Annotated in this window: 28 protein-coding genes and 2 pseudogenes; 17 read left to right on the top strand and 13 right to left on the bottom strand. The window is 63.4% G+C overall.

From position 1 onward, the window contains the following. Positions 1–73: 73 nt before the first annotated feature. From Uis4E_RS09485 to Uis4E_RS09470, 4 genes are all read right to left on the bottom strand, one after another. Positions 74–928, bottom strand: a complete 855-nt coding sequence (locus Uis4E_RS09485; protein ID WP_101622916.1) for a transporter substrate-binding domain-containing protein — start codon at positions 926–928, stop codon at positions 74–76. 94 nt (positions 929–1022) lie between these two features. Beyond that, on the bottom strand, positions 1023–1808 hold the full coding sequence (locus Uis4E_RS09480; RefSeq protein WP_101622915.1) for an amino acid ABC transporter ATP-binding protein: 786 nt from the start codon (positions 1806–1808) through the stop codon (positions 1023–1025). Then, positions 1801–2526, bottom strand: coding sequence for an amino acid ABC transporter permease (locus Uis4E_RS09475; protein WP_243394509.1), 726 nt, complete (start codon positions 2524–2526; stop codon positions 1801–1803). Before Uis4E_RS09475 ends, Uis4E_RS09480 begins: the two co-directional genes overlap by 8 nt. After that, the gene (locus Uis4E_RS09470) at positions 2513–3175 is read right to left on the bottom strand and encodes an amino acid ABC transporter permease (RefSeq protein ID WP_101623127.1); all 663 of its coding nucleotides are present in this window, start codon (positions 3173–3175) and stop codon (positions 2513–2515) included. Before Uis4E_RS09470 ends, Uis4E_RS09475 begins: the two co-directional genes overlap by 14 nt. Positions 3176–3718: 543 nt before the next feature. Here Uis4E_RS09470 and ychF point away from each other — a divergent pair. Beyond that, positions 3719–4813: a redox-regulated ATPase YchF gene (ychF, locus tag Uis4E_RS09465; protein ID WP_101622914.1), complete on the top strand. Its 1095-nt coding sequence runs from the start codon at positions 3719–3721 to the stop codon at positions 4811–4813. A gap of 191 nt (positions 4814–5004) precedes the next feature. On the opposite strand, the gene Uis4E_RS09460 is transcribed toward ychF, so the two are convergent. Beyond that, positions 5005–5394, bottom strand: a complete 390-nt coding sequence (locus Uis4E_RS09460) for a GNAT family N-acetyltransferase (RefSeq protein ID WP_279324956.1) — start codon at positions 5392–5394, stop codon at positions 5005–5007. A 769-nt stretch (positions 5395–6163) separates the two neighbouring features. Further along, positions 6164–7048 carry a LysR family transcriptional regulator gene (locus Uis4E_RS09450; RefSeq protein WP_101622911.1) on the bottom strand — a complete coding sequence of 295 codons (885 nt, stop codon included), beginning with the start codon at positions 7046–7048 and terminating at the stop codon, positions 6164–6166. 157 nt (positions 7049–7205) lie between these two features. Here Uis4E_RS09450 and Uis4E_RS09445 point away from each other — a divergent pair, with 157 nt between their 5' ends. The 4 genes from Uis4E_RS09445 (at position 7206) to Uis4E_RS09430 (ending at position 11280) form a co-directional block, all read left to right on the top strand. Continuing rightward, the gene (locus Uis4E_RS09445; RefSeq protein ID WP_101622910.1) at positions 7206–8039 is read left to right on the top strand and encodes an SDR family oxidoreductase; all 834 of its coding nucleotides are present in this window, start codon (positions 7206–7208) and stop codon (positions 8037–8039) included. A 72-nt stretch (positions 8040–8111) separates the two neighbouring features. Further along, on the top strand, positions 8112–9167 hold the full coding sequence (locus tag Uis4E_RS09440) for a zinc-dependent alcohol dehydrogenase family protein (protein ID WP_207764573.1): 1056 nt from the start codon (positions 8112–8114) through the stop codon (positions 9165–9167). A gap of 14 nt (positions 9168–9181) precedes the next feature. Continuing rightward, the gene (locus tag Uis4E_RS09435) at positions 9182–9712 is read left to right on the top strand and encodes a flavodoxin (RefSeq protein WP_101622909.1); all 531 of its coding nucleotides are present in this window, start codon (positions 9182–9184) and stop codon (positions 9710–9712) included. A 308-nt stretch (positions 9713–10020) separates the two neighbouring features. Further along, a complete protein-coding gene (locus Uis4E_RS09430; RefSeq protein WP_101622908.1) occupies positions 10021–11280 on the top strand; it encodes a tyrosine-type recombinase/integrase in 1260 nt (419 codons plus the stop codon). 65 nt (positions 11281–11345) lie between these two features. Here the strand turns inward: Uis4E_RS09430 and Uis4E_RS12260 are convergent. The 3 genes and pseudogenes from Uis4E_RS12260 to Uis4E_RS09420 form a co-directional block, all read right to left on the bottom strand. Next, positions 11346–11537: pseudogene (locus Uis4E_RS12260) on the bottom strand (helix-turn-helix transcriptional regulator); the annotation flags it as partial. After that, positions 11527–11676 carry a hypothetical protein gene (locus Uis4E_RS11960; protein WP_165784943.1) on the bottom strand — a complete coding sequence of 50 codons (150 nt, stop codon included), beginning with the start codon at positions 11674–11676 and terminating at the stop codon, positions 11527–11529. The gene Uis4E_RS11960 and the pseudogene Uis4E_RS12260, both read right to left, overlap by 11 nt. Before the next feature lie 35 nt (positions 11677–11711). Further along, complete coding sequence (locus Uis4E_RS09420) at positions 11712–12089, bottom strand: type II toxin-antitoxin system HicB family antitoxin (RefSeq protein WP_101622907.1); 378 nt, start codon at positions 12087–12089, stop codon at positions 11712–11714. Positions 12090–12839: 750 nt separating this feature from the next. Between Uis4E_RS09420 and Uis4E_RS09415 the strand changes: the two genes are divergently transcribed. Beyond that, positions 12840–13145, top strand: coding sequence for a hypothetical protein (locus tag Uis4E_RS09415; protein WP_243394507.1), 306 nt, complete (start codon positions 12840–12842; stop codon positions 13143–13145). Between the two features lie 162 nt (positions 13146–13307). On the opposite strand, the gene Uis4E_RS09410 is transcribed toward Uis4E_RS09415, so the two are convergent. Then, positions 13308–13511, bottom strand: coding sequence for a hypothetical protein (locus Uis4E_RS09410; RefSeq protein WP_101622906.1), 204 nt, complete (start codon positions 13509–13511; stop codon positions 13308–13310). Then, entirely contained in the window at positions 13504–13659 is a 156-nt protein-coding gene (locus tag Uis4E_RS11955) for a hypothetical protein (RefSeq protein WP_165784942.1), read from the bottom strand. Before Uis4E_RS11955 ends, Uis4E_RS09410 begins: the two co-directional genes overlap by 8 nt. Positions 13660–13985: 326 nt before the next feature. On the opposite strand from Uis4E_RS11955, the gene Uis4E_RS09405 reads away from it, so the two are divergent. From Uis4E_RS09405 to Uis4E_RS09360, 10 genes and pseudogenes are all read left to right on the top strand, one after another. Beyond that, positions 13986–14330, top strand: a complete 345-nt coding sequence (locus Uis4E_RS09405; RefSeq protein ID WP_243394505.1) for an HNH endonuclease — start codon at positions 13986–13988, stop codon at positions 14328–14330. Positions 14331–14452: 122 nt separating this feature from the next. Next, positions 14453–14860 carry a hypothetical protein gene (locus Uis4E_RS09400; RefSeq protein ID WP_101622905.1) on the top strand — a complete coding sequence of 136 codons (408 nt, stop codon included), beginning with the start codon at positions 14453–14455 and terminating at the stop codon, positions 14858–14860. Then, a complete protein-coding gene (locus Uis4E_RS09395; protein ID WP_101622904.1) occupies positions 14838–16184 on the top strand; it encodes a terminase large subunit domain-containing protein in 1347 nt (448 codons plus the stop codon). The genes Uis4E_RS09400 and Uis4E_RS09395 overlap by 23 nt, the downstream gene beginning before the upstream one ends. Continuing rightward, positions 16181–17689: a phage portal protein gene (locus Uis4E_RS09390; RefSeq protein WP_165784941.1), complete on the top strand. Its 1509-nt coding sequence runs from the start codon at positions 16181–16183 to the stop codon at positions 17687–17689. Before Uis4E_RS09395 ends, Uis4E_RS09390 begins: the two co-directional genes overlap by 4 nt. Next, on the top strand, positions 17625–18932 hold the full coding sequence (locus tag Uis4E_RS09385) for a VG15 protein (protein ID WP_101622902.1): 1308 nt from the start codon (positions 17625–17627) through the stop codon (positions 18930–18932). Before Uis4E_RS09390 ends, Uis4E_RS09385 begins: the two co-directional genes overlap by 65 nt. 2 nt (positions 18933–18934) lie before the next feature. Next, positions 18935–19243, top strand: a complete 309-nt coding sequence (locus tag Uis4E_RS09380; RefSeq protein ID WP_101622901.1) for a hypothetical protein — start codon at positions 18935–18937, stop codon at positions 19241–19243. A gap of 169 nt (positions 19244–19412) precedes the next feature. Further along, the gene (locus Uis4E_RS12255; protein WP_133125447.1) at positions 19413–19931 is read left to right on the top strand and encodes a capsid assembly scaffolding protein Gp46 family protein; all 519 of its coding nucleotides are present in this window, start codon (positions 19413–19415) and stop codon (positions 19929–19931) included. A gap of 16 nt (positions 19932–19947) precedes the next feature. Further along, positions 19948–20856: pseudogene (locus Uis4E_RS09370) on the top strand (phage major capsid protein); the annotation flags it as partial. Between the two features lie 10 nt (positions 20857–20866). Continuing rightward, positions 20867–21271, top strand: a complete 405-nt coding sequence (locus tag Uis4E_RS09365) for a head fiber protein (protein WP_133125445.1) — start codon at positions 20867–20869, stop codon at positions 21269–21271. 10 nt (positions 21272–21281) lie between these two features. Then, a complete protein-coding gene (locus Uis4E_RS09360) occupies positions 21282–21674 on the top strand; it encodes a Gp19/Gp15/Gp42 family protein (protein ID WP_101622897.1) in 393 nt (130 codons plus the stop codon). A gap of 85 nt (positions 21675–21759) precedes the next feature. On the opposite strand, the gene Uis4E_RS09355 is transcribed toward Uis4E_RS09360, so the two are convergent. Further along, positions 21760–23574, bottom strand: coding sequence for a CocE/NonD family hydrolase (locus Uis4E_RS09355; protein WP_165784940.1), 1815 nt, complete (start codon positions 23572–23574; stop codon positions 21760–21762). Between the two features lie 89 nt (positions 23575–23663). Continuing rightward, the gene (locus Uis4E_RS09350) at positions 23664–25058 is read right to left on the bottom strand and encodes a DHA2 family efflux MFS transporter permease subunit (RefSeq protein ID WP_101622895.1); all 1395 of its coding nucleotides are present in this window, start codon (positions 25056–25058) and stop codon (positions 23664–23666) included. A gap of 215 nt (positions 25059–25273) precedes the next feature. On the opposite strand from Uis4E_RS09350, the gene Uis4E_RS09345 reads away from it, so the two are divergent. Next, entirely contained in the window at positions 25274–25804 is a 531-nt protein-coding gene (locus Uis4E_RS09345; RefSeq protein WP_133125444.1) for a TetR/AcrR family transcriptional regulator, read from the top strand. The last annotated feature ends 217 nt before the right edge of the window (positions 25805–26021 follow it).

Raw genomic sequence — 26021 nt, 5'->3', positions numbered from 1 at the left:
TACGCGAAAGGCGGGAGGCCCGGTCGTGGACCGGAGCCTCCCGCCTCGTCATGCGTGACCGGCGGTCAGCGCGTCACTTGATGATGACGTCCTCGGGCTTGATGTCGGAGGTGAAGCTCGGGGCGAGCTCGCTCTCGTACGCCTTCTCGAAGAAGCCGTCGTCGGTGAGGGTCTTGATCTCCTTGTTCATCCAGTCGAGCAGGCTCTTGTTGCCCTTCTTCACGGCCGGCGCGATCGTGGACTCGTCGCCCAGGGTCTTGATGCCGACGGTGTAGCCCGGGTTGTCCTTGGCCCACGCGTACAGGTACGTGTTGTCGTCGGCAAGGGCGGCGACGCGGCCGTCCTTGAACGCCTGGAACTGCTGGGTCTTGGAGTCGAACTTCTGCAGGTTCACGTCCGGGTAGTTCTGGGTGAAGTAGGTCTCGGCGGTCGTGCCCTTGGTGACGGCCAGATCCTTGCCCTTGAGGTCGTCGGCGCTGGTGATCTTCGCCTTGTCCGGGGAGACGACGCCGATGGAGACCTTCATGTACGGGCTGGCGAAGTCGACGACCTGCTTGCGCTCGTCGGTGACGGTGAAGTTGGCGAGCACGAGGTCGACCTTGTCGGACTTCAGCGAGTCGACGCGGCCGTCCGCGTTGACCTGCACCCACTCGACCTTCACGCCCAGGTCCTTGGCGACCTGGTTGCCGAGCGCCACGTCGTAGCCGGCGCGGGTGCCGTCGTTCTTCACGTAGCCGTACGGCGGCAGATCGCCGAACGTGGCGATGCGGATCTTGCCGGCCTTCTTGATCTGCTCGACGGTCTGGCCCTGCTGGCCGGACGCGGACGAGCCGCCGGCCGCCGGGTCGGGGCCGTTGCCGCAGGCGGCGACGGAGATCAGCGTGGCCGCGGCGAGCACGCCGGCGGCGATCTTCTTCAGGTTGAACATGATGGTTCCCCTCTCTCTGTTGGTTGGTAAATTGGCAAATCTTGATGGCGACGCGCCGGCGGTCCGGGGCTTCCGGGAGCCGGCGCCCGGCATGTCACTCGTCGCCGACGGGCGACATGCTGTCGAGGAAGTTCCTCGCGCGGTCGGTCTCCGGGTTGGTGAAGAAGTCGGAGCCGGACTGGCGTTCGAGGATCACGCCGTTCTCGAGGAACATGACGGTGTCGGCGACGCGACGCGCGAACTCCATCTCGTGCGTGACGACGATCATCGTCATGTGGCGCTTGGCGAGACGCAGCATGAGCTCGAGCACCTCGCGCACCATCTCCGGGTCGAGCGAGGCGGTGACCTCGTCGAACAGCATGAGCTCCGGGTTCATGGCGAGCGCGCGCACGATGGCGATGCGCTGCTTCTGGCCGCCGGACAGTTCGCGCGGGTACGCGTTCTTGTATTCGGACAGCTGCACGTCCGCGAGAAGCCTGTCCATCTGCTCGTCGACCTCGGCCTTGGGGCGCTTCTGCACCTTGGTGGGACCGAGTTCGATGTTCTTCGCGACCGTGAGGTTCGGGAACAGGTCGTAGCTCTGGAACACCATGCCGATCTCGTTGCGCAGACGGCGCCACGCCTTCTCGCTGTTGTTCGGCACGACCTCGCCCTTGAAGCGGATCTCGCCGCCCTGGATGGTCTCCAGACCGTTGAGGCAGCGGATCAGCGTGGACTTGCCGGATCCGGACGGACCGAGCAGGACGAGCACCTGGCCGCGCTTCACGTCGAAGCTCACGTCCTTGAGCACCTCGTGGTCGCCGTAGGATTTGCGCAGATGGCGCACGGACAGCAGCGGCTCCTCGCCCGCGACGGTGGTTTCGTTGTCGGCTTCAGCCATTGTTACGCTCCTTGGCTCGCTTCTCCAGGACCTTGGCGATCATCGCCAGCGGCCAGCAGATGATGAAATACAGGAAGAAGATGAATCCGTACACCCAGAAGGCGGCGTCCGGATGGGTCATGCGGTTCGCCTCCATGATCTGCTGGCCGACGGTGATCACGTCGATGACGCTGATGAGCAGCAGCAGCGACGTGGTCATGATGACGCGGGCGGCCAGGTTGATGGTGGCGGGCACCATGAGGTTGACGGACTGCGGGATGCGCACGTACCACAGGATCTGCAGGCCGTTCATGCCGAGCGCCTTGCCCGCGTCGACCTGATGGTCGGACACGGAGATGAGGGCGCCGCGCACGATGTCGCTGATCTCCGCAGCCACCCACAGGCCGAAGGCGACCACGGCGACGGTCACGCCGTCCACCTGCACGCCGAGTTCTCGCGGCAGGATGTAGTAGGACAGGAACAGGATGACCAGCGTGGGCACGATGCGGAAGAATTCGAGGTAGAGGCGCAGGACGGCGCGCAGGACCGGATTGTGCAGGATGCGCAGCGCGCCGAGCACGATGCCCAGCGGGATGCCGACGACGAGCGCGAGGCCGGCGACGGTCACGGACGTGCCGAGACCAGACAGCAGTCGCGTGAGATTGTCTCCCGTGAAGATGACGCCCGCGCCGGAGGCCACCGTGACGTATGCGGCGCCCGCGGCGTCAGTTATCGCCAAAGGTTCCACGACGGACCCTCCTTTCGATGAGCGTGAGGATGACGGACAGCGGGATCAGGATGATCGCGTAGGCGACGACCAGCATGAACAGGTATTCGTCGCTGCGGTAGTACATGCCGATGAGGTCGCGCGCCGTGTTGGTGAGCTCCGGCACGGCGATCACCGTGAACACGGACGTCTCCTTGACCATGAAGATCACGTTCGCGGCGACGGCGGGCACGCTGCGCGTCAGGCCCTGCGGGAGGGTGACGTGGCGGATCATCTGCAGCGGCGACAGGCCGAGGGCGCGCGCCGACTCGTTCTGCACGCGAGGGATGCCGGTGAAGCCGCCCTCGAACGCGCCGCACATGTAGGCGGCGCCCAGGATGGACATGCCGACGACCGCACAGGTCTCGGCGCTCCACTTGACGCCGATGGACGGCAGTCCGTAGTACAGGAAGAACAATTGGATGAGCAGCGGGGTGTTGCGGAACAGCTCCTGGAACACGGTGCTGATCTGGGCGAGGACGGGCACGCGGTATTCGCGCAGCAGCGCGAGCACGAGCCCGAGCAGCGTGGCGAGCACGACGCTGACGGCGGAGAGCCTGAGCGTTAGGACGAACGCCTTCTCGAACAATGGGAGCGCACGTTGGATGACTTCCCAGCTCACTGCCGTCCTCCTTTCCTGGTCTTGGTTTGCTTTGATGTCATGGTCATGTGATGTTCGCGGGTGCGCGATTCTCTCTTGCGGTTTCTTCTTGTCTTGTTTTCGTCCCCGGCGGGCCCGACGTGTCGTGCGGAACCGGATCCGATCCGCCCGGTCGGGGGCGAATCCGTTTGCTACCCATAAGAATAACGGGTAGCAGACCAGCCGATTCTACCAAATATCGAACATTTGCAACCATTATCTCACAATCGGTTTCGATTCGCGAGACGCCGGAACAATCTGAAAAACGTAACACCACCTATGGAAAACCAATGGTTCCAACGCCTGAGACAATGTTGCGACATCACGCGGACCGCTTCGGAAACCCCTGCGACGGGAATGTCGCTATGAAGATTGCTTATACCCCGCTATCGGATAGTCGGAAATCGGAAATGGACATGCGCGCGGAGACGACGCTCCCCCGCCGCGTCGCCCGGCTCCCGCACGCCGCGGACGGACGCGCGCCGCGGCGCCGGCGTTGTCGCTTTCGCCCTTAGACTGGAGGGCATGTCTCTAACTATCGGAATCGTCGGACTGCCGAACGTCGGCAAGTCCACCATGTTCAACGCACTCACCCGCAACAACGTGCTCGCCGAGAACTACCCGTTCGCCACCATCGAGCCGAACACGGGCGTCGTGCCGCTGCCGGACGACCGCCTGCCGGTGCTCGCCAAGCTGGTGCACACGGAGAAGATCGTGCCCGCCACCGTGACGTTCGTCGACATCGCCGGCATCGTCAAGGGCGCCTCCGAAGGCGAGGGCCTGGGCAACAAGTTCCTCGCGAACATCCGCGAGGCCGACGCGATCTGCGAGGTCGTGCGCGCCTTCGAGGACGACGACATCGTCCACGTCAACGGCAAGGTGGACCCGGCCGACGACATCGACACCATCAACACCGAACTGATCCTCGCCGACCTGCAGACCATCGAGAACGCGCTGCCGAAGCTGGAGAAGGACCTCCGCGGCAAGAAGATCGAGCCCGAATACATGGAGGCCGTCAAGCAGGCCAAGACCATCCTCGAAGGCGGCGAGACGCTCGACAAGGCGGCGCGCGAAGGCCGCTTCGACAAGGACTCCGTCTACGACCTGCACCTGATGACCGCCAAGCCGTTCATCTACGTGTTCAACGTGGACGACAACGAGCTCGCCAACGACGAGCTCAAGACGAAGCTCGCCGCTTCCGTCGCCCCCGCGCCGGCCGTGTTCCTCAACGCCCAGTTCGAGGCCGACCTGACCGAGCTCGACGAGGCGGACGCCCGCGAGATGCTCGAGGACGCGGGCCTCAAGGAGTCCGGCCTCGACCAGCTGGCGCGCGTAGGCTTCGACGTGCTCGGCCTGCAGACGTTCCTGACCGCGGGCGAAAAGGAGGTGCGCGCCTGGCAGATCCACAAGGGCTTCACCGCCCCGCAGGCCGCCGGCGTGATCCACACCGACTTCGAGAAGGGCTTCATCAAGGCCGACATCGTCTCCTACGACGACTTCGTCGCCGCCGACGGCTCGATGGCCGCCATCAAGGAGGAGGGCAAGCTCCGCCAGGAAGGCCGCGACTACGTCATGCAGGACGGCGACATCGTCGAGTTCAAGTTCAACGTGAGCAAGTGATTGGCGAATAGTGCCGGGGGCCTTGGAATCCAAACGGTTCCAAGGCCCTTGTTTATACCGGCCATACGGAACTCTTCAGGGGTGCTTCCATCTCGAATCGCCATGCCGGACGCCATTGGCGGCTCCTCCGGGTTTGTCCCAGACCTCGGAGTCATGCCATAGACAGGTCTTCAGTCAGCGGCCGCCAACCGCTACGGACGGGTCATCAGATAGTTGGTGAATGAAACAGTCCCGATCGTCGGATGCCGAGTCTCGACCATGCGGAATCCATGACGGGCAAAGAACGGATGCGCGGTGATGCTGGCGTGGACGGCGAGACGTACGATACCATGGTCGGCCGTGAATTGCTCCACTCGCGCAAGCAGCAACGTGGCGACGCCCAGACGCCCGTACGCCGGGGCGACGAACAGCATGTCGATGTATCCGGAGTCGTCCACGTCGATGAAACCAATCGGAGTGCCGATTGCGGAATCGGGCGAATCGCCGTCACAGGCGTCGTCGGCCAGTGCGGCGACCCATGTATGCGCCGCCATCCGACGGATATTCCATCCGGCGGCCGAACCTGTTCGGCTGGCCCACATGCGCGTCTGTTCCGCATCGTAATCCCGCGACGCCGTTTCGAGGATAGCGCGACGGAAGACTTGCATCGTTGCCGTCGCGTCGGATGGCCGATACTTCCGGATGATGACTCGCATGATGTCTCAGTGTAGGGGGCATCGGCCCCATCGTGAAACGGTTCGGCGACCAGTTGGTTCTCTTCGAGATCGAGTTCCATGAAGCCAGCGTGACGATCGATCTCGCGCATTCGGGCATCTTGAAGCTCTAGACATGGCCATGCCCCTCGATTTCATGAATTGATCATTTCATTGGGCTTCTTCGCGGGCTTCATCGACGCTTCCAGAAAGGAAGGAAGCCTTCCTGGTTGCGCACTGTGAGGAGGCGTGGAAGGCTGCTATTGGCTTGAATTCTATTTGCGTGACCATGACCGTGCACAAGCCGATTGCCGGCGACGACGCTCCCGCTGCGGGATGAGAAGACGTTCGAGGACTTCCATATCGATCACGGGGTTCTGACCTGGTGTGACGGAGACATCGACATCTCTCCCACGTATCTGTACGGACATTCGTATGAGTACGCCGCTCATGACGAACTGGTTTCGGTGTGATGTCGTTCAGCGACATCACACCGAGTTCAAGTTCTCACCAACGCCTAAGAAGTGATTGCTTCATAGCATCGAGGGCCTTGGAATTCCAGTGATTCCAAGGTCCTCGTCTCGTATATTGTGATCGGCCACCGTCGTGTGGGGTTGCGGCGTAAAGGATGCGGCGTGAGTTGGTGGACGATGGCGTCCTATGCCGCTATCACGGCGCGCAGCGCGTCAAGGAACGCGGTGGCCGACGGGGTGAGGGGCTGCTTGTTTTTCCACGCAACGGCCAGTTTTGTATGCATCGGTGGGTCGAGCGAGCGGAATGTCAGCCCCGATTCCCATGAGGTGTCGATCAGTTTGGCTGGACCGATTGCGCAGGCATAACCCTCCTGTACGAAACAGCTTGCGTTGTACATGAGATTCATCGTGCCGACGATGTTCATGGATTTCGCATGATGGCCGAGCCAGCCGGATAGGTCGCCGCGTGCAAGCACACCCTGCGGTACGATGACCGGAACGCCATTGAGATCAGCGGCGGTGATGGTTTTGCGAGCGGCCAGAGGATGGTCATGCCGCATGAGCACGCCCATCGAGTCCCCGCCCGGCAGTGGCAGGTAGTCATAGCGGCTCATGTCGATCGGTTGGACGAGCACGCCGAAGTCCGCGAACCCGTTGTCGAGCCGTTCGATGATGTTTGCGCCGTAGTCGTCGTGCAGGCGAATGCAGATCCCCGGATGGCGCTGGCGCAGCCGCACGGCCGCCTTGGCGACCGTGCGCATGGCGGCGGTCTGTGCGCCGGCGATGTGCACGTCCCCCTCGATCATGTCGCCCTCCGTAATCTCGTCGCGCGTCCGGTCGGCCAATGCGACGATTTCCCGTGCCCGACGGTACAACAGTTTTCCCTCGTCGGTCAGGCCGATTGTGCGGGAACGGTTGCCGCGTATGAGCAGTGTGGCATTCAGCTCGTTCTCAAGCTCTTTGATCTGGCGGGACAGTGCCGGTTGGCTGACATGCAGCGTGTCGGCCGCGGCACTGATTCCCTCTTCCTGCACGACCGTGATGAAATTGCGCAGCGTTTTGAGTTCCATGCGGCCCTTCCGGTTTCGACGACGAAAATTATATGCATTAATTCTATCTATTGAGATAGAGAAATCATATTTGTAATGCATTGCGCATGGGCATATCGTGACGTTAGCGTCCGGCGGCAAAGCCGGGAGGACGCGAGACACATGGGAAGGAAGCGATATGACAACACGACGCAAGGTGATGCTGCTGGTCGGCGCCGGGCAGATCGGCATGGCGATCGCACGGCGCATGGGCTACGGCATGCGCATCCTCGTGGGCGACAAGAAGCCGGAGAACGCCGAGGCGGTCGCCCGGACCATGACCGACGCTGGATTCGACTGTACGCCGACGACCGTGGATCTGGCGTCGCGCGATTCGATTCGCTCGGCCATCACGCTGGCACAGGGCATGGGCGAGATCACGATGCTGATCAACGCGGCCGGCGTCTCGCCGAGCCAGGCGCCCATCAAGGCGATTCTCAAGGTCGATCTCTACGGTACGGCCGTGCTGCTCGAGGAGGTCGGCAAGGTGATCGCGCCCGGCGGCGTGGGCGTGACCATCTCCAGCCAGTCCGGCCATCGCATGAGGCAGCTCACACCCGAGGAGGACGAACAGCTCGCCGTCACGCCCGCCGAGGAACTCTTGGACCTCGAGCTGCTGCAGCCGGAGAACATCCGCGACACCCTGCACGCCTACCAGCTGGCCAAGCGCTGCAACGAGAAGCGCGTGATGGCTGAATCCGTGCGCTGGGGCGAACGTGGGGCACGACTCAACTCCATTTCGCCCGGCATCATCGTCACGCCGCTGGCCATCGACGAATTCAACGGGCCGCGCGGCGACTTCTACAAGACCATGTTCGCCAAATGCCCGGCCGGACGACCCGGCACCGCCGACGAGGTGGCGAACGTGGCCGAACTGCTCATGTCCGATCGCGGCGCGTTCATCACCGGCGCCGACTTCCTCGTCGACGGCGGCGCCACCGCCAGCTACTTCTACGGTCCACTGCGACCGTGAAAACGTACGGCGGTTCGGCGATAAACCCATTCATTAATTCATTGCATAAACCCTGATCCAAAGGAGAACATCATGACCAACAGTATGAAAGCTGCGGTATTCGTCGAACCCGGACGCATGGAGGTGCACGAGGTCCCCCGACCTGTGATCGAAAAGCCGGACGACGCGATCGTGCGCGTGATCAAGGCGTGCGTATGCGGTTCCGACCTGTGGTGGTTCCGCGGCATCTCGCAGCGTCCGCACGGTTCGCTCACTGGACACGAGGCCATCGGCATCATCGACGAGATCGGCGACGAAGTGCGAGACCTTCAGCCTGGCGATCTCGTGATCGTACCGTTCACTCACGGCTGTGGGCATTGCGCCGCATGTCGCGCCGGATTCGAGGCGAACTGCGTGAACGCCGAACCGGGTGGTAACGCCGGCTATCAGGCCGAATACCTGCGTGCCGCCAAGGCCGACACCGCGCTGGTGAAGGTTCCCGGCGATCCGAAGTCATACGGTGACGCGACGCTGGACTCGCTGCTCACTCTGGCCGACGTGATGGCCACCGGCTACCACGCGGCGGTCTCGGCCGAGGTCAGGCCGGGGGATACGGCTGTCGTGTTCGGTGACGGCGCGGTAGGACTGTCCGGCGTGCTGTCCGCGCGCATGCGCGGGGCCTCGCGCATCATCGCCATGAGCCGGCATGAGGATCGTGCGGCGCTCGCCCGAGCGTTTGGCGCTACCGACATCGTGCCCGAGCGGGGCGACGACGCCGTGGCACGAGTCATGGAACTGACTTATGGCGACGGTGCGGACGCGGTGCTCGAATGCGTCGGCTCGGCCCAGTCCATCGAAACCGCCGTACGTGTGGGACGCCCCGGCTCCACGGTCGGACGCGTGGGCGTTCCACACGACGCGCATATCGACGTGGATGCCCTGTTCTGGCGCAACATCGGACTGAAGGGCGGCCCAGCATCGGTCGCCACGTATGATCGCGAGGTGCTGCTGCCCGCCGTGCTGTCCGGCATGATCGAGCCCGGTCTCATGTTCACCGGCGCGTTCGATCTCTATCACGTTCAGGATGCCTACGAGGCGATGGATCAGCGCCGCGCAATCAAGTCGCTCATCAACATCAGCGAAATCTGAGGGGAAGCATCACGATGAACAACAATGGCAATACGGTGGTTGTGTACTTCTCGCGCACCGGCGAGAACTATGCGGTGGGGAAAACCACCGTAGGCAGTACAGCAAAGGTCGCGGCTGAAATCATGCAGCAAACAGGCTCGATGGGCGTGGAGATCGTGCCGGTCGAACCGTATCCGGATGCATACGATCAGGCGGTGGCGCAGGCGACCGAGGAACGTAGGAATCATGCACGTCCGGCGTTCGTGCTGGACGGGGACACGGCGGCGCTGGATACGGCTGAGATGGTCTTCCTTGGCTATCCGATCTGGTGGTCGGATATGCCGATGCCGGTGTACACGTTCCTCGAAAGCCGTGACTGGACGGGCAGGACCATCGTCCCGTTCTGCACGCACGAGGGCAGCGGATTGGCCGGCACCGAAGAGACCTTGGCACGTGTCACCGGGGCAAGGGTATGTGACGGGTTGGAATTGCGAGGTGAGCTAGCCCAGCATGATGCGGCCTCGGTCAAACAGGCCATCGAGACATGGCTGAAGGCAATCGTCTGACGACGATTGCCGAATCATGCCACCGATTTTGTAGCTGCAACGACAGGCTGCTGGAGGAAGGACAATCGGTCGAGTTCAAGTTCAACGTCTCGAAATAGGGGGTAAGCCCCTGTAAAAACGGCGGAATTCCAACGTTTCCGGTTCGTGGAACGGTGCGGATTCCGCCGTTTTTCGATTCACGGGGAATGGCGGATTATGCCCCGTATCTGGCCGTTTGCGGCACCGTTAGGGTACCTTTAGGGTACCTTTGGGAGGCCGGCGCGGGCGGTGGACCCGGAAGACGCCCCCGACCTCGCAGGGAGGGCATCATGACGGACACGAGACGACGCACGCCGGGAGCCGGAAGCGTCATCCACGCCAAGGATGGCACGTGGATCATCCGCAGGGAGCTGGAACGCGACCCGGCCACTGGCCGGCGCCGGCGCATCCAGGCCAAGGGCAGGACGAAGGCGGAGGCGCGCGAACGCTTCGAGGCCAGGGTGGCGGAGATGGAGCGTACCGGGCTGCTGCCCGGCACGAAGTCGCCGTATCTGAAGGACTACGCGGAACGGTGGCTGGAGGAGTACCGCATGAACGTGAAGCCGACCACGTACCGGACGCGGGCCGGGCGCATCAAGGCGTGCATGGAGGTCATCGGCCACGTGCGCCTCACGGATCTGACTGCCGAGCACGTGCGCCTGTGCATGCGCGTCCTGTCCAAGAGGCTCGCGCCCTCCACGTTAAAGGACCATTTCGTGAGCTTGAAGATGATGCTCGACCAGGCGGAGCTCGAGGAACTCATTCCCGTGGACCCGTGCCGCAGGGTGCGCCCGCCGCGCGTGGAGCCCACGGAGACCCATATCCTCTCCCCCGACGAGCCGAGGAAGCTGCTCGAGGCCGTGCCCAACCGCGGGGCGAAGCGTCGCGGCCCCGCGCCGACCGCGGACATGGACGAGATGTGGGCGCTGCTGTTCGAGCTGGCGTTCGCGGCCGGCATGAGGGAGGGAGAGCGGTACGCGCTCATGCCGTTCCAGTTGAAGCGGCGCGACGGCGTGCCCGGCATCGACGTGTGCCAACAGCAGATCCAGCAGTATGGCAGACCGGGCGAGGTGGAGATACCCGGCTGGTTGAAGGCCGAGCACCTGTACGGCGTATTGTGGCTGACCACGCCGAAGACGAGGGCCGCCCGCCGGTTCGTGCCAATCCCGGAGAGCCTGTGGGAGCGGTTGTGGGCGCGCATCAAGCGGCTGGGCGTCGGGCCGCGGGAGCTGGTGTTCACGAACTCGCGCAGCAACCCGGTGCGCAGCTCGACGGAACGCTACAACTGGCGCAAGGCGTTGAGGGCGGCCGGCCTGCCCATGGTCAACGTCCACTCCGCACGCCACTGGACCGCGTCGATGGCCGCCCGCGCGAACATGCCCGACGATGCGCGCACCACCATCATGGGCCACGCGAGCATCACGATGACCAACCGGTACACGCACAGAGACGCCGCGTCCCTCGCCGCACTATTGTGCCGGGCGATACCCGACCTGCATGGCGACGCAGGCGACGTGATCGACGCCGAGGTCGTCGAGGAGGCCGCATAGGCGAAACGGACGAGGACGCCCCGGCGCCCGCCGATACAGGCGCCGGGGCGTCCTGCATCTATTCCTTGGGGTGTTCCGCCGCCGACCCCGCGGCCGGGGCGGGCGGCGTTCCACGCGTCGATCGTCTCGGGGAGCCAGCCGCGCGTGCGGCCTATCAGCGCGTCCGGCTCGGGGAGCCTGTAGCCGGAGGCGCTCGCGTTCTTCACGCCGATGCGTTCGGCGACCTCCGCGATGCTGAGATACCGTCTAGTCGTCATTCCGTCCCCTTCCGGCCAGCCAGCCGAGCGTGCCGGCGCAGAGGGCGAACACGCCGCCGGCGACGTCGTGCGAGGTGACGGCGATGACGAATCCGACCGCTCCGAAAAGGAGCGAGAACAGTCCTGTCTTGTCTTTCATGGTGGTTCATGGCCAGTCTTGGAGCAGGGGCGCGGTCAGGCGTTCTGCAGGGCGCTGACGCGCTGGGGGCTGACGCCGGTGACGGTGGCGACGTCGCGCACGGTCAGCCCTTCGCCGCGCAAGGTGGCGACGGTGCTGCGGGCGAGCTTCGATGCCTCCTCCTGCGCCTTGCGGGCGGCCTCGCGCTTGGCGAACAGGTCGTCGACCATGCGCTGCGTGGCCTCGTCGAGCTGCGGGTCGATGGCGACGTCGCCGACCTCGACGCCGAGCATGTCGGCGGCGTCGCGCACCATGGCCTCGACCTGGTCGAGACGACGCGCCTGGGTGAACAGGCCGGGGATTTCGGGGACTTCGACGGCCCACCAGCCGTCCGCGCGCCGGCAGACGGCTGTGGCGTTTACGGGATTGCTCATTTCATGTTCCTTTCGATGTAGCGCAGGATGCCCCTAGCGGTGATCTCGTTGACCTCCCCGTGCCGGGGGACCGTTGTCTGGGCGTTGCCGACGGTGACCTTGCTGTGGTTGCCGCCTTCGGTCCAGATGTCTTCGAGGCCGTTGTCCTTGGCGAGCTTGTGGATTCGCTTCTCGAGGTCTTTTTCTTTTCATATCTATAGTCTATAGTTATTTACTTTTCAAGTAAAGTAGTATTGACTAAGTTGTGTCGCGGGTGGAATCCGTGGAGACCCACGACGAAACGGACACTGGGACGAACAAAGAAACCCCCGGAGCTCGCCAATGGGCACCGGGGTGTCCTATTCGCCGCAGGACGACGCCCCGCCCCCGCCGGCCGCAATATCAGGCATCCGCACGGGGGACAGCCCCCACACCCCCGGCGATGCGTTCGACATCCCCAATCGCCCACTCCTTCTCCCCGGCGATACGCTGCCTGACATATGTCTCGCTCCGGCCTATCGACCTCGCCAACTCGCGCCCCGACATCCGCCGCACGCCCAATTCCGCGCGCACCTGAAGACCATCCGCCGACCAAGCCCGCTCACGCCGATTTTCCGTTGTCCCATGACCCCTCCCGTCAGACGGCACGATCGTGCAGCAGCAGCCGATACGACTCTGCGTTCCGCCGTCCACGCGCGCCTGCGCATCAACCCACTCGTCGACCGGCGGCCGCGCACCCGGCGCATCGTCGGCCACTGCCCCACGTGCGGCGTGGAAATCACCGCAGCCAAGGGCGAGCAATGGCGCGTATGCGAGACCTGCAAAACGCTCGTCGATGTACGGGAGCTTCGCGAGCAGGTCGCCGAGACCGTCGACCGGTACCATCTGACACGCACGCCCGCCGGCCTCGCCGAATGGCTCAGAAGCGAGTACGGCGTCAAGGTGAGCCGCAAGCAGGTGTCGAACTGGATCAACCGCGGCAAGCTCCCCGGCACCCGCCCGGTCGACGGCGCACCCGGCTACTACGAATTCAGCATCCGCGAGATTACGGCACTGGCGGTTTCCAAGCGGCAGTAGGGTGAATCCGCTTCGTGGTATACTGCGTATCAGCAGTAGTGTGAGAACCCGGAGACCGAATGGATTCCGGGTTTTTCACTACCCGCCAGCCCGTAGTCGCTCAACTGCAGAAGCAGCCCGACAAGGGACCACGGTGCGGGTATCGAATCCCGCCTACGGGTATCAATCACGTTTCTTGCGTGGGCGTCCGCCGCCGACGCCTCGGCCGGGGCGGGCGGCGTTCCACTCGTCTATCGTGGTCTCGCTCCAGCCCCGTGCCCTGCCGACGGTCACGTCGGCTTCTGGCAGCTTGTATTGCGCGAGGGCCCCCTTGGTGATGCCGAGTTTTTCGGCGACCTCGGTGAGGCTGAGGTAATGCCTAGTCATGGCGGCCGCCTTTATCGTATGCGGCGGCGAGGCCGAGCAGCCCGGCGGTGAGGGCGAAGCCTCCGGCGAACATGCCGGCGAGGTCCATCGCCAATGCCAGCAGTCCGAAGGCGAGGGAGAGGATTCCCCAGATGCGGGGGCGTTTCATTGGATTCTCCGTTCTGCTAGAGTCTGAGTAGAGGGGTTCTGGATGATACCCGCATCCGGAACCCCCTGCCCTACTCACTTCTTGTGTCGGGGCTTCTTTTTATCTCGTGTCCCCCATGCCACCCAGAACGCCGTTCCGGTGGATATGGCCTGAAGGATGAGCGATAGCCAATCCTTGATGGTCATTGGCCTGCCCTTTCACTTTTCTGCTATCGTCGGTCTTCCTTGCCGACACATCTATAATAACAAAGTATGTAAAGATATGCAAGTCGAGAGGGCGCGACACGCCAGACATTCCAACGTTCTCAGAGACGGGGAGATGCGGCAATGAGCCGATACAACCCACGCTACAAGAACGGCCACCGCCGCCGCCAGATGCGCGCCCGCCTCAAAGCCGCCAACACCTGCTGCTACATCTGCGGCCGGCCCATCGACTACACACTCAAACCACCACACCCATGGAGCTACGTCGTAGACGAGACCATCCCATTGGCACGCGGCGGCACGCTCACCTACCACAACAGCGGCGCCGCACACCGATGGTGCAACCAAGTCAAAGGCACCCACACGCTCGCATGGGCACGCGAGGAAGTCAGACGCATCCTCACCGGCCAAGGCAAAGGCACACAGACCAGACCGACCGCGATCCCATTCACCGCGGTCGACCTGTGACCCACCCCGGTACGCCCCTCCCGCCCGGCCTTGGCTCCCCCCGGCGCATAGAGCCTTCCTCTCCCCGAGGTTTCGGTAACGGTAACGCGTTACGGCAACGGTAACGGCCCGAAGGAGGCGTTATGGCTGGGAAAACCCGGAATTGCGTTGTCTGCGGCCGTGAGCTGCCGAAGGACGTGCGCGCCGGCGCCGAATACTGCTCCGCCAAGTGCAAGCAGAAGGCGTACCGGTCGCGCAAGGCGAAGGGCGAGCCCGTCAAGCCGAAACCGAAGGCGAAACCGTCGCCGGCGATCGACCGGCGCGAGTTCGAACGGATGATGGACGAGCCGATGGAGGACGCGCTGCGGCATACGCGCGACGTGCTCCGCAAGGCGTTGGACGACCCGGACACGCGGGCCTCGGACCTGCCGGCCTTGTCCCGCCAGTATCTGGCCGTGTGCCGCGAACTCGAAGCCCAGTCCGGCGCCGGCAGCCTGTTCGACGACGACACGATGGAGATGAACACGAATGCCGGAACGTCGATTGTCTGAACTGGCCCGCGTGCTGTCCATCCCGTCGGGCATCGTCTCGTCGGACTTCCCAAAGGTGGAGAAGGCCGCCAGGCGTATGGGCATCGAATACGACCTGTGGCAGAAGGGCCTGCTCTACCTCATGTTCGGCCGTCGCGAGGACGGATTGTACGCGTGCGGCGAGGGCGGCGCGGTCATCTCGATATGCCGTCAGGTCGGCAAGACGTTCACCATCGGCAGCGCGATCTTCATCCTGTGCGCCGGCCGCAAGGACCTCAAGGTCCTGTGGACCGCGCACCGCACGAGAACGTCGGACGAGACGTTCCAGACGATGTGCGGCTTCGCCCGCAACAAGCAGATGACCCCCTACGTCGACCACATCCGGCGCGCCAACGGCCAGCAGGAGATCGCGTTCCGCAACGGCAGCCGTATCATGTTCGGCGCACGCGAACAGGGCTTCGGCCGAGGGTTCGACGCGGTCGACATGGAGATATTCGACGAGGCGCAGATCCTCACCGTCAAGGCGCTCAACGACATGGTGCCCGCCACGAACGTCAGCCCGAACCCGCTGATCGTGATGATGGGCACCCCGCCCCAGCCCGGCGACCCGTCGGAACAGTTCTCGCAGAAACGCGCCGACGGACTCGCGCACACGGACGGCATGCTCTACGTCGAATTCTCCGCCGACCGCGACGCCGACCCCGACGACCACGAGCAGTGGGCGAAGGCCAATCCAAGCTATCCGAAGCGCACGAGAGAGACGGCCATTCTGCGCATGCGCAAGATGCTGGGCGGCGTGGACAACTTCCGTCGCGAGGGTCTGGGCATCTGGGACGAGGACACCACCACGAGCGCCATCGACCCGAAACAATGGGCCGCCGGCACCGTCGAGACCCCCGACCTCAAGGGCCGCGTCGCCTACGGGCTCGACATGCCGCCCGACAGGTCGGCGCTCGCCATCGCCGCCGCCGTCCGCCACGACGACGACACCGCGGTCGTCATCGACGCGCAGTCGCCGGCCATGAGCCTCGTCCCCGACCTGCGGAAACAACACATCAAGGTGACCATCACGCAGACGCGCGACCTCGGCGCCGCCACGGGAAGGACGCTCGACATGATCCACGCCGGCACCCTCCAACACCTGGACGCCGACCACCAGCCCCAGTTGAACACGGCCGCCCTGAACGCCACCACCCGACCCATCGGCCAATCCGGCGCGTTCGGATGGAACAAGACCGGCGGCGACATCGACATCAGCCCCCTCGTCGCCGTCACGCTCGCCGCCTACGGCACCACCATCACCAAACGCAACCCCAACCGACGCCAGATCATAGGAGGCGCATGATGCCGGAAATCACCATGTCACAGAACGGCTGGACCGGTGGCGGCCATGCGGCCGCGCTCAAGCTGCTCGCCCCCTCGCATGTCGAAGGCCTGTCGGACACCGAGAACGCACTGCTCGCGGAACTGTGCGACACGTGGACGCGCCATGCCGGGCGCAACGCCACGCTCACCGCATACTACGAGGCCAAGGAGCCGTTGAAGGATTTCGGATTGACGATGCCGAAATCGATCACCGCGAACTACACTCCTTTGGGGTGGGCTCGCAAGGCCGTGGACATGCTCATGGAGCTGTGCGTGTTCGAGGGGTTCGTCGCCCCCGGCATGGACGACCCGTTCGGCCTGCAGGATTTCATGGCGTCCATCAGGTTCACGAGCGTGCTGCAGCAGGCGATCCAGACCGCCCTCATCCACGGATGCTCGTTCCTCACCGTCGGCCGCGCGGCCGACGGACAGCCGACGATCCGCACCCACACGACCGAAGCGTCAGCGGCGATATGGGACTACCCGAACCGGCGCATCAAGGCGTGCATGAGCATCTGCGACCAGGACAAGCACGGCAACGCCACCGGCCTGATGCTCTACATGCCCGAACGGAACATCCTCATCGAGCGACGTGACGGCGTGTGGGCCATCCCGCAGGATGCCACGCCCGAGCCGACCGTGGGCGGCCGGTGCATGGCGTTCCGTCTCGCCTACAATCCCACGCAGATCAAACCGTTCGGACGTTCCCGCATCAGCCGCGACGCCATGCGCATCATCGACGGCGCCAACCGCACCATCTGCCGCGCCGAAGGCAACGCGGAATTCTACTCGTTCCCGAAGATCCTGCTGCTCGGCGTCAGCGAGGACATCGCCTCCATGAGCGGCGACCAGGCCTTGGGCCTGTACATGGGCCGCTGGAACGCAATCAGCAAGGACATCGACGGGGACACACCTTCGGTGGTGCAGCTGTCCGCGTCGACCATGGACCCGCATCTGACGATGCTGAAATCCTGGGCGGCGATGTTCGCCGCCGCGGTCAACATCCCCGCCTCCAGCCTCGGCGTGGTATCGGACTCGAACCCGACCAGCGCCGAAGCGACGGAAGCCCAACGCGAGGACCTCATCATCGAGGCCCGTCACGCGGACAGGGATTTCGGCGACAGCATCCTCGAGACGATCCGCATGGCGGTGCGCATGCGCGATCCGTCCGTCGACGAGGCGGATCTGCTCAAGCTCCAGGTCGATTGGATGAACCCGAGCATGCCCGCGACGAGCATGAGCGCCGACGCGTACAGCAAGCTCGCCGGCTCCATCACCGGGTTCGGCGACAGCGACGTGGGCATGACCCGCGCCGGGTTGAGCCGCAGCGAAATCATCCGCCTGAAGGCCGACCAACGCAGGACGAACGCGTCGAAGATCATCGACAACATCAGAGCAGGGAACACGGTCGGAGGCGTGAATGTACTACGACAGCCTGAACCTGCCGGCGGAGAAACGCCAGCAACTGGAACAGGAGCTGAATGACCTGTACGACGACTACGTGGACACGCTTTCCCGACTGGAGCTGGAAGCGGGCAATCTCGCATCCGGCATGGTATGGGACGGGGAATCACCCGAACTCGTCAAACAGGCCATGGTCCAATACGCGGAGGCTTCCAACGAGTTGACGGCCTCCTACTACCAGAGCGTACGCGACACATGGTCAAGGTACATGGGAGTGGATTTCCCCGCGTTCACTCCGGCGAGCATTGACGCCGACCGTGCCGTCTGGCAGATCGAGGGCGGCTTCGCGAACACCGATTTCAACGGTCTGACCTACAAGCAGGTCATGGAGGGACGGTCACGGGCCGGTAAGACTATCGACGACCTATGGCCCAGTTTCACCGTTGACAAGTACATGGACGCCTATCGGTACGCGAAGGAGCTGGTCAGGACGACCGCCCGGCTCACCGTCGAACGCAGTGCCGCCGTGGACCCGACACGGCCGAAATACGCGCGAGTGCCGACCGGCTCGTATACGTGCGCGTTCTGCGTCATGTGCGCGTCCCGAGGCTTCGACTATTCCAGCGAGGAGACCGCCGGCAAATTCAAGCCGTTCCACACGGGGGACGATTGCCGGATCATCCCGAGTTGGGGCGTGTACAAGTTCAATGCGTACAACCCCGAATACTACATGTCCATGTACGAGGCGGCGAAGAACAAGGCGCCGGACACGTCCAGCGATGCGATCTGCGCCGAAATGCGCCGTCTTTACCCGAAGGCCCTCACCGATGGCGTGTTCAAGGACGACGCGAAATTCACCAAGGACAACAGTCTCCGATATGGCATCTGGCGCGCGAACCGTGTCAAGGCCATGCACGCGCACAGCTTCACCCGTTCCCCGCTCGACCTCATCCCACCCCCGACACCAGCCGAAGCCCCGGAATGGCCGTCCGACCTGCCGTTGACCATACGCGCCAAGGAATGGAACCACATCCTCTACGGGTCGGACGACGGCGGCGGCCACCTGCACGGGTACGGTTGGCAGAACCCGGGGAAGACCGTCGAGTTCCCCGAACACTGGACGGCCGACGACATCCGGGACGCCGGCATCACGATTCTTGATTCGAAGGAGAACCGTGCGTTCATCACACAGCTCCTCGCCGAAGGCAAGAACCGTGGCACCGTCTCGGGTACAATCGATGGCATCGAAATCAAAGTGGCGTTCGCCAAGGCAGGCAAAGGAACAGCCCGCGTCACCAGCATGTTCCCGGTCAGGAAGGAGTAGTCATGGGGTTCAACCAGGTAAGCCTCGCCTATCAGCATCACGAACAGCTCGCCGCCGCCATGATCTCCCTACTGCGCCGGCACGGCGACTCCTATGACGCCGACCTCGCCCAAGACCTGCTCGACCACGACGGCCCGGGCATGGCGGTCGAAACCTGCTGCGAATCCATCATGGAACAGGGAATCAACCCCGCATCCATCACCCCCTTGTTCACGCTCCTACGGGAGGAGGACGACGTGTTCCGCGAGGAAAGCCAGGAATTCCACGAATACCTGCAGAACCGCAGCACCGAGATCGTCCCGCTCGACTGACCGCATCAAGACAGCATGAAGCCACTCGATTCGAGTGGCTTTTCTCATATTCCACGGATTTCACACCCGCATCCCGTGCGGGTGGGCGCAGCCATGCGCATCACAACAAGAATGGCCGTCCACGCGCGACGTCAGCGCGGAAACCCCTAACCACAAGGAGCCGTATCCCATGGCAGAAGACCAGTCAGACAACCAGTCGCAGGCACAGGAGCATCAGGACGACACCGTCACGTCCCCCGCTCCCAAGGAGCCGGAGCAGCGGTCGCGTTCGTACTCCGAAGACGATGTGAACCGTATCGTCAAGGACCGTTTGGCGCGGGAGCGTGCGAAGCACGCCGACTACGACGATGTGAAGCGCCGGGCCGGCGAAGCCGACACGCTCCAGTCGGAACTGGAGAAGTCCAAGGCCGAGACCGCCGAGCTGCGCGCCAAGGTCGAGCAGGCCGAGCATGAGCAGAAGATTGCAGGCATCCGTTCCACCGTGGCGGCGAAGTACGGCATCGCCGACCCGACCATCCTCATGGTCGGCGACGACGAGGAGCAGATCGACGCGTACGCGCAGAAGCTCATGCAGGTCTTCCGCCCGTACGCCCGCCTCGACCAGGCGCGCAGCACCGAAGCCTCCGGGAAGATCCCGCGCGACAACGCCAAGGACTTCGCCGAAGCCATGGCGAAAGCCGGCTACTAACCCCCATCATCGAAAACAACCAGCTCGAAAGGAGCAACATATCATGGCCGATCCGACTATGAACCGTCAATCCGGCGGTCTCGACCTGACCCCGGAGACCCAGGCGGAGATCTGGCAGACTGCCACCTACCAGAGCGCGTTTATGCAGCTCGTCCCGCAGATCAACCTCCCCGGCAAGGGCGTGCGCGTGCCCATCATCACCGGTGACCCGGAAGCCGACTGGGTCGCCGAGGGCGCCGTCAAGCCGAAGAGCGGCGTCGGCTTCTCCAAGAAGGACATGGTGCCGTACACCATCGCGGTCATCATGCCGTTCTCCAACCAGTTCCGCCGCGACTTCGAGGCCCTGTACGCGCAGGTCGTCGCCAAGGGCCCCTCCGCGATCGCCCGCAAGATCGACCAGACCATCATGGGGCTGGGCACGACTCCGGGCGCGGACTTCGACACGCTCGCCTCCGCCCCGCAGGTGCAGCTCGGCAAGACCGTGTGGAAGAGCCTGAACGACGCGGACGACAAGGTCACCGCCGCCGACGGAACCGTGGACGGCTGGGCCCTGAGCCCGCAGGGCCGCTCGATCCTGCGCCAGGCGACCGACAACAACGGCCGTCCCCTGTTCCTCGGCAGCATGGGCGAATCCGACGTGAACACCGTGCTCGGCAACCGCACCTACATCAGCAAGGGCGTGCACGTGCCCGCCGGCACGGGCGAGACCGCGACCCCGGAGATCGTGGGCGTGGCCGGAGAATTCGCGTCCGCCGCATGGGGCACCCCCGAAGGCATCCAGACCTCCATCAGCGACCAGTCGACCATCACCATCGACGGCCAGCCCGTGAACCTGTGGGAGCAGAACATGTTCGCCGTGCGCATCGAGATGGAGTTCGGCTTCCGCGTGCGCGACATCAACCGCTTCGTCCTGCTCACCAAGTGAGGCGATGACCATGACGTTCAAGATTCACGCGATCCCGGCCGCCGACGCGGCCGACCGCATCGCCCCCTATGACGGCGTCGCCGAAGCCGTGTTCGTCGACGCGGACGGCAATCCCGTCGACCTGACGGCCGGCTCCACGCCGGCCGATGGTTCCATCACCTCGGACATGCTCGCGGCCGGCGCCGTGAACACGGCGGCGATCGGCGACGGGCAGGTCACGGCGGCGAAGCTCGCGAAGGGCGTGCTGCCTGCCGCGTACACGCTGCCGGCCGCCACGGCGACCGCGCTGGGCGGCGTGAAGCAGGGCGCGGCCGTGCCGAACGTGGCGGCGGACGCGGACGCGGCGGCGCTGGCGTCCGCGTTCAACGGGCTGCTCACCCAATTGCGCGCGGCCGGCGTGATCGCCCCCAAGTAAGGAGGCCGTCATGGCGGACGACAATCCCACGCCGGCGCCGCCGTTCGCGCTCGTCTCCGAACTCGAATCCCGATGGAGGCCGTTGACGCGGGACGAGCGGGTGACGGCCGGCGTGCTGCTGGAGGACGCGTCGGACAAGATCATGACCGACTGCCCCCTGTGGGCGCAGGCGTCCCCGGCGACGTTGAGGCGCGTCACCTGCCAGATGGTCAAACGCGCCATGCTCAACGCCGACCAGGCGGGCGTGTCCCAGGGCACGCAGACCGCGAACGGCTTCTCCGAATCGCTCTCGTACAGCAACCCGGACGGGGACCTGTATCTGACGAAATCGGAGAAACGGTCGCTCGGCGTGGGCGTGCAGCGCATGTGGAGCATCGATCTGAAGTTTAACGTGAGCAAGTGATTGACGAATAGTGCCGGGGGCCTTGGAATCCAAGCGATTCCAAGGCCCCCGGTTATTTCGCCATGCGGAGCTTCTCGGTTCGATATCACGGTTTTGCGATCGGCATGAGCAGGACGCTGTCGCAGACGCCGCCCGTATGCACGGTGTGCCTGCCCTGATTGACGGTGGGCAGCTGTGCGTCCGGCGCTTCATCGCTGGCGCGGGCCTCGGCTACCGGACCGCAGGCATGTCCTCCGATCTCCAGCACCAGGGTCTCTCCTTCATGCAGGAGCATATCGGTCGGCCATAATCCCAGATCGATCTGCACCGGTACGAACGGGGTGACCGGTTGCGGGTTCGTATAGGTCATGTATGGTTCGGTCGGCGTCGATCGTTTCGTATCGAGTTCGCGGTGCGAGGCGCGCAGCCGGCCGTTGGGACCGACGTAGATCGGCCCGCCGGGAAGCTGCTTGCCTTTCGGCGTGAGCGCTATCATCATGCGCAGTTTCTTCTCCAAGCCGGGGAAGACCACGTGGTACAGCACTTTGCCCTTCGCGTCCTTCTTGTACAGCTGGGCGAACAGATCCATGTCGTCGCCGGCGTCGGTGCTCATCCATAGGCGGGCATTGAGCGGCCCGTGGATTTCCATGTCCCGGGGAATCCGGTATTCGAAGCGTGCGACGGCGCTCATGTCACGACTGACGGCATCGTATTCGGCGCTGGATTCCAGTGCGGCCTTTTGCTCGTTCATAGTGCCGTCCGAGGCGTTCAGGTACAGTGCCATCGTTTCGGTCCGCACGCAGGGATAGTCGTCGGACGTGGAGAACAGGTTGTGTTTGGCTCCCACGTCAAGCCGCGAATAGCGTACGCGCGGCGCCCGCTCCCACCCGTTGTCGATGCCCTTGAGATAGTGGTCGAAGAAGCGACGCAGGTCGTCGCAGTTCTCCCGGGTGTCGAGGTCGCCCCATTCATGGGTGTCGTGGATGCGCAGCCATTTGTCCGTCGACCCGAGTCGTTTGAATCCGGAGAGTGTGCTGCGGGTATGGATCGGATGCGTCCAGCTGGCCACCACATAGGCGGGGACGGTGACATGTTCGAGATCGGGGATCTTGTCGGTCCAATAGTCATCCACGAGCGGGTGCTGTTCGAGCATGCCGGTCACATCCTCGAATCGGCTCTGCCCGTACAGGAAGCCGACGATGTCGATGTCATGGAACGTGCCGTTGGGGATGCCTCCTCGGCATACCACGTCGCGGTATTCGTCGGTAAGGCCCTCCCACGGGGCGATTGCGGCCAGATGAGCCGGCTTTGCTGCGGCGGCGGCCCATTGGATCATGGCGAGCTGTGAATTGCCCATCATGCACACCTTGCCGGTGCACCAGTCTTGGCCCGCGATGTATTCGATGGTGTCATGCACGTCTCGTCCGGCCTGAGTGCCCATGAAGTACATGTCGCCGCCGGAGTGGCCGATGCCCCGCTCGTCCACCACGCAGATCGCATATCCATACCTGCACCAGTAGGCCGGGTCGGGAGACTCGAAACGTTGCAGACCGGATACCTGATCCTTGGGGAACCCGGTGCTGGTCACATCGTAGTTGGCGTTGAACGGGCCTCCGCGCTTGCTGTAGAGCGAATAGACGAGAATGACCGGGGTGCAGGTGTCGCCCTGCCTGCGCCATAGGTCACCGTAGATGACCGTGCCGTCGCGCAGCTCGATCGGGATATCCTCCAGGCATTCGATGTCGATCGGCAGCCTCATGGCTCCCTTGGCGTTGACGCTTCCCTTCCTGTAGAGGACGGTTCGCGTTTCCAGCGGCGGAATCGGAGGCTTGGCCTTGTCCAGTGGATTCGCCGGTTTGAACAGGATGTCGCTCCCGTTGACGTCAAGCAACGGTGCGCTGCTGTTGGTGGTATCGGTCATGATGTTCCTTTCCGTGATGGGACTTGTAATGGAGGACAGATGATGCGATTCGGCCGGCATGTCCTTTTGGACGATGGGCCGGGTATTTCCTATCCGACGATGGTGTCGGTTTCGCGGTCGCGTATGAAGATCGCGATGAATGCCGCCAGTGCCAGCAGGATCGCCGCGGCGGCGATGAATGCGATTTTGTCGCCGTAATATGCCGCTTCAAGTTCCGTGGCCGTGGGCGCGATCACGGAGGATAGCGCGGAGAACGATATGATCAGCGCGACCATGAAGGAATTGCTGATCTGGTTTGAGGTCTGGGCGGCGGCGTTCGCATGGCGCACGAGAGTATTGCTCAACGAATTGATGCCCCATGTGTTGCAGGGCGTGATGATCAGCTGCACGCCTATCGAGCAAAGGGCGTATGCGATGGCGACGACCGGCATGCCGGCGTCCATCGGCATCGTTGCAAGCAGCGCGATGCCGGCGAGGGCGCACACGCTGCCCGCCCGAGCCGGGACATGCACGCCGAACCGGTCGTACAGTTTGCCGGATACCAGCGCCATCGCCGCGCTGAGCAGAGCGCCGGGCAACACGACGAGTCCGCTCATCACGGCGGATTCGCCTCTGACGATCTGAACGAACAGGGGCAGCACGGTGCCGATGCCGAGATACACGCCTTGTGTGAGTGCGATGACGACGACGGAACTGGAGAACCTGCGGGAACGGAATACGCGCATGTCAAGCATGGGTTGGTCGAGCTTGCACTGGCGAACGACGAACAACGCGATGAGAGCGGCGCCGATCACGATGAGGAAGACGACGGTGACCGTATTGCCGGTCGATGCGAACGTCGACAAGCCGTACAGTATGCACAGCAGCCCGATCGACGACAATGCCACGGACAAGGCGTCGAACGGCGTCCGAGTGGCCGTCTCCTTGGTCTCAAGCACCACCATTGAGACGCAGAGAATGATGATGCCGAGTGCGCCGACGATCAGGAACAGCGCATGCCAGCCGACGGAATCGATCAACAGGCCGGACACCGTCGGACCTATCGCCGGTGCGAATCCCACCAATAAGCCGATCAGGCCCATGGCCGTCCCGCGTCGTTCGCGAGGAAAGATGAGTACGATCTCGGTCATCACCATGGGCAGCAGAATTCCTGTACATGCCGCTTGGCAGACGCGGCCGACGAGCACGACTCCGAAATTCGGACCCCACGCGGCCAGCAGGCTTCCTGCGGAGAATATGCTCATCGCGGCGACGAACAGGTGCTTGGTCGAAAAACGTCCAAGCAGGTATGCCGACAGTGGGATGATCAACGCTTCGACCAGCGAATACGCGCTCGACAGCCACTGGGCCGTGGTCGCGTCGATGCTGAAGTCTTCCATGATGGATGGCAACGCCGGAGACAGAAACGACAGGTCGAGAATGGCGAGCACCGTGCCCGTCAACAGCACGTTGACCGTAATGCGTTGTTTTCGGGTCAATCCCATAAGAACAGGTTCCTTTCCGTCGGTGGTCCGGCGCTGATTTCGTCCGTACCGCTGCAATTTGACCGTGGTTGGTTATTGGTCTAATGTTTATTTAGCAACCAAAGTCGCATATCTTCAACCGACGGAAATCGCCGCAGGCGAGCATATGCGACCGATGAACGAAAATGTCGCTTATCGACATCGCCCATATGGATACGGAAACGAAGGGACCATGCATGGCGGAGGATCTACGTATCGTCAAAACCAGGAAGGCGATCCGCGAGGCCTTCCTGACATTGCGGCGAACCCAACCGCTGGAGCGGGTCAGGGTGCGCGACATCTGCGTGGAAGCACTGATCAACAAGTCGACGTTCTATCATCACTACACCGACGTGTTCGACCTGTCGGACCAACTTGAGGACATGGTCCTTGATGAATGCTTCGAGGCGTTTCAGTACAAGGACAAGCTGCTCACCGATCCTTTGGTCTTCCTCGGAAACGTGCCGGCGGCCATGAACACGAGAAAAGACGCCATAGACATACTGTTCCGCGGCAGGCAGGACGTGCTGTACGACAAGATAGAACGACATCTACGGCAGTTCTATCTGACGGAAGACACCACCGAGCAAGAGGACATCCTCCTTACCTTCATCATCGGAGGAGCGATGTACGCCATGCGTACGCTCGCGGCCGAAGGGCCGTACAGCCGGGAATCCGTCACCGAGGTCTCGGCCCGCATCATCGGCAAGCTCGCGCAACGGGAATGAGACCCGCCTTTCGGCGGCTGACGCGATTCCCTCCGTTCCGAACCGCCGTACCGAACACGGTCCGTTTTCTGCCACAGTGAGGCGAAAAGGTCGAGCCCAAGCTCTCTCCAACGTCTAAGAAGTGATTGCTTCATAACATCGAGGGCCTTGGAATTCCAGTGATTCCAAGGCCCGTGTCTATAATTTGATATAATAGCGGTGCAAAAAGATAGTGAAT

The organism is Bifidobacterium parmae, assembly GCF_002860365.1.
GTDB lineage: Bacteria > Actinomycetota > Actinomycetes > Actinomycetales > Bifidobacteriaceae > Bifidobacterium > Bifidobacterium parmae.
Note: the sequence above shows the minus strand (reverse complement) of the source record. Positions and strands in the feature narration are given on the sequence as shown.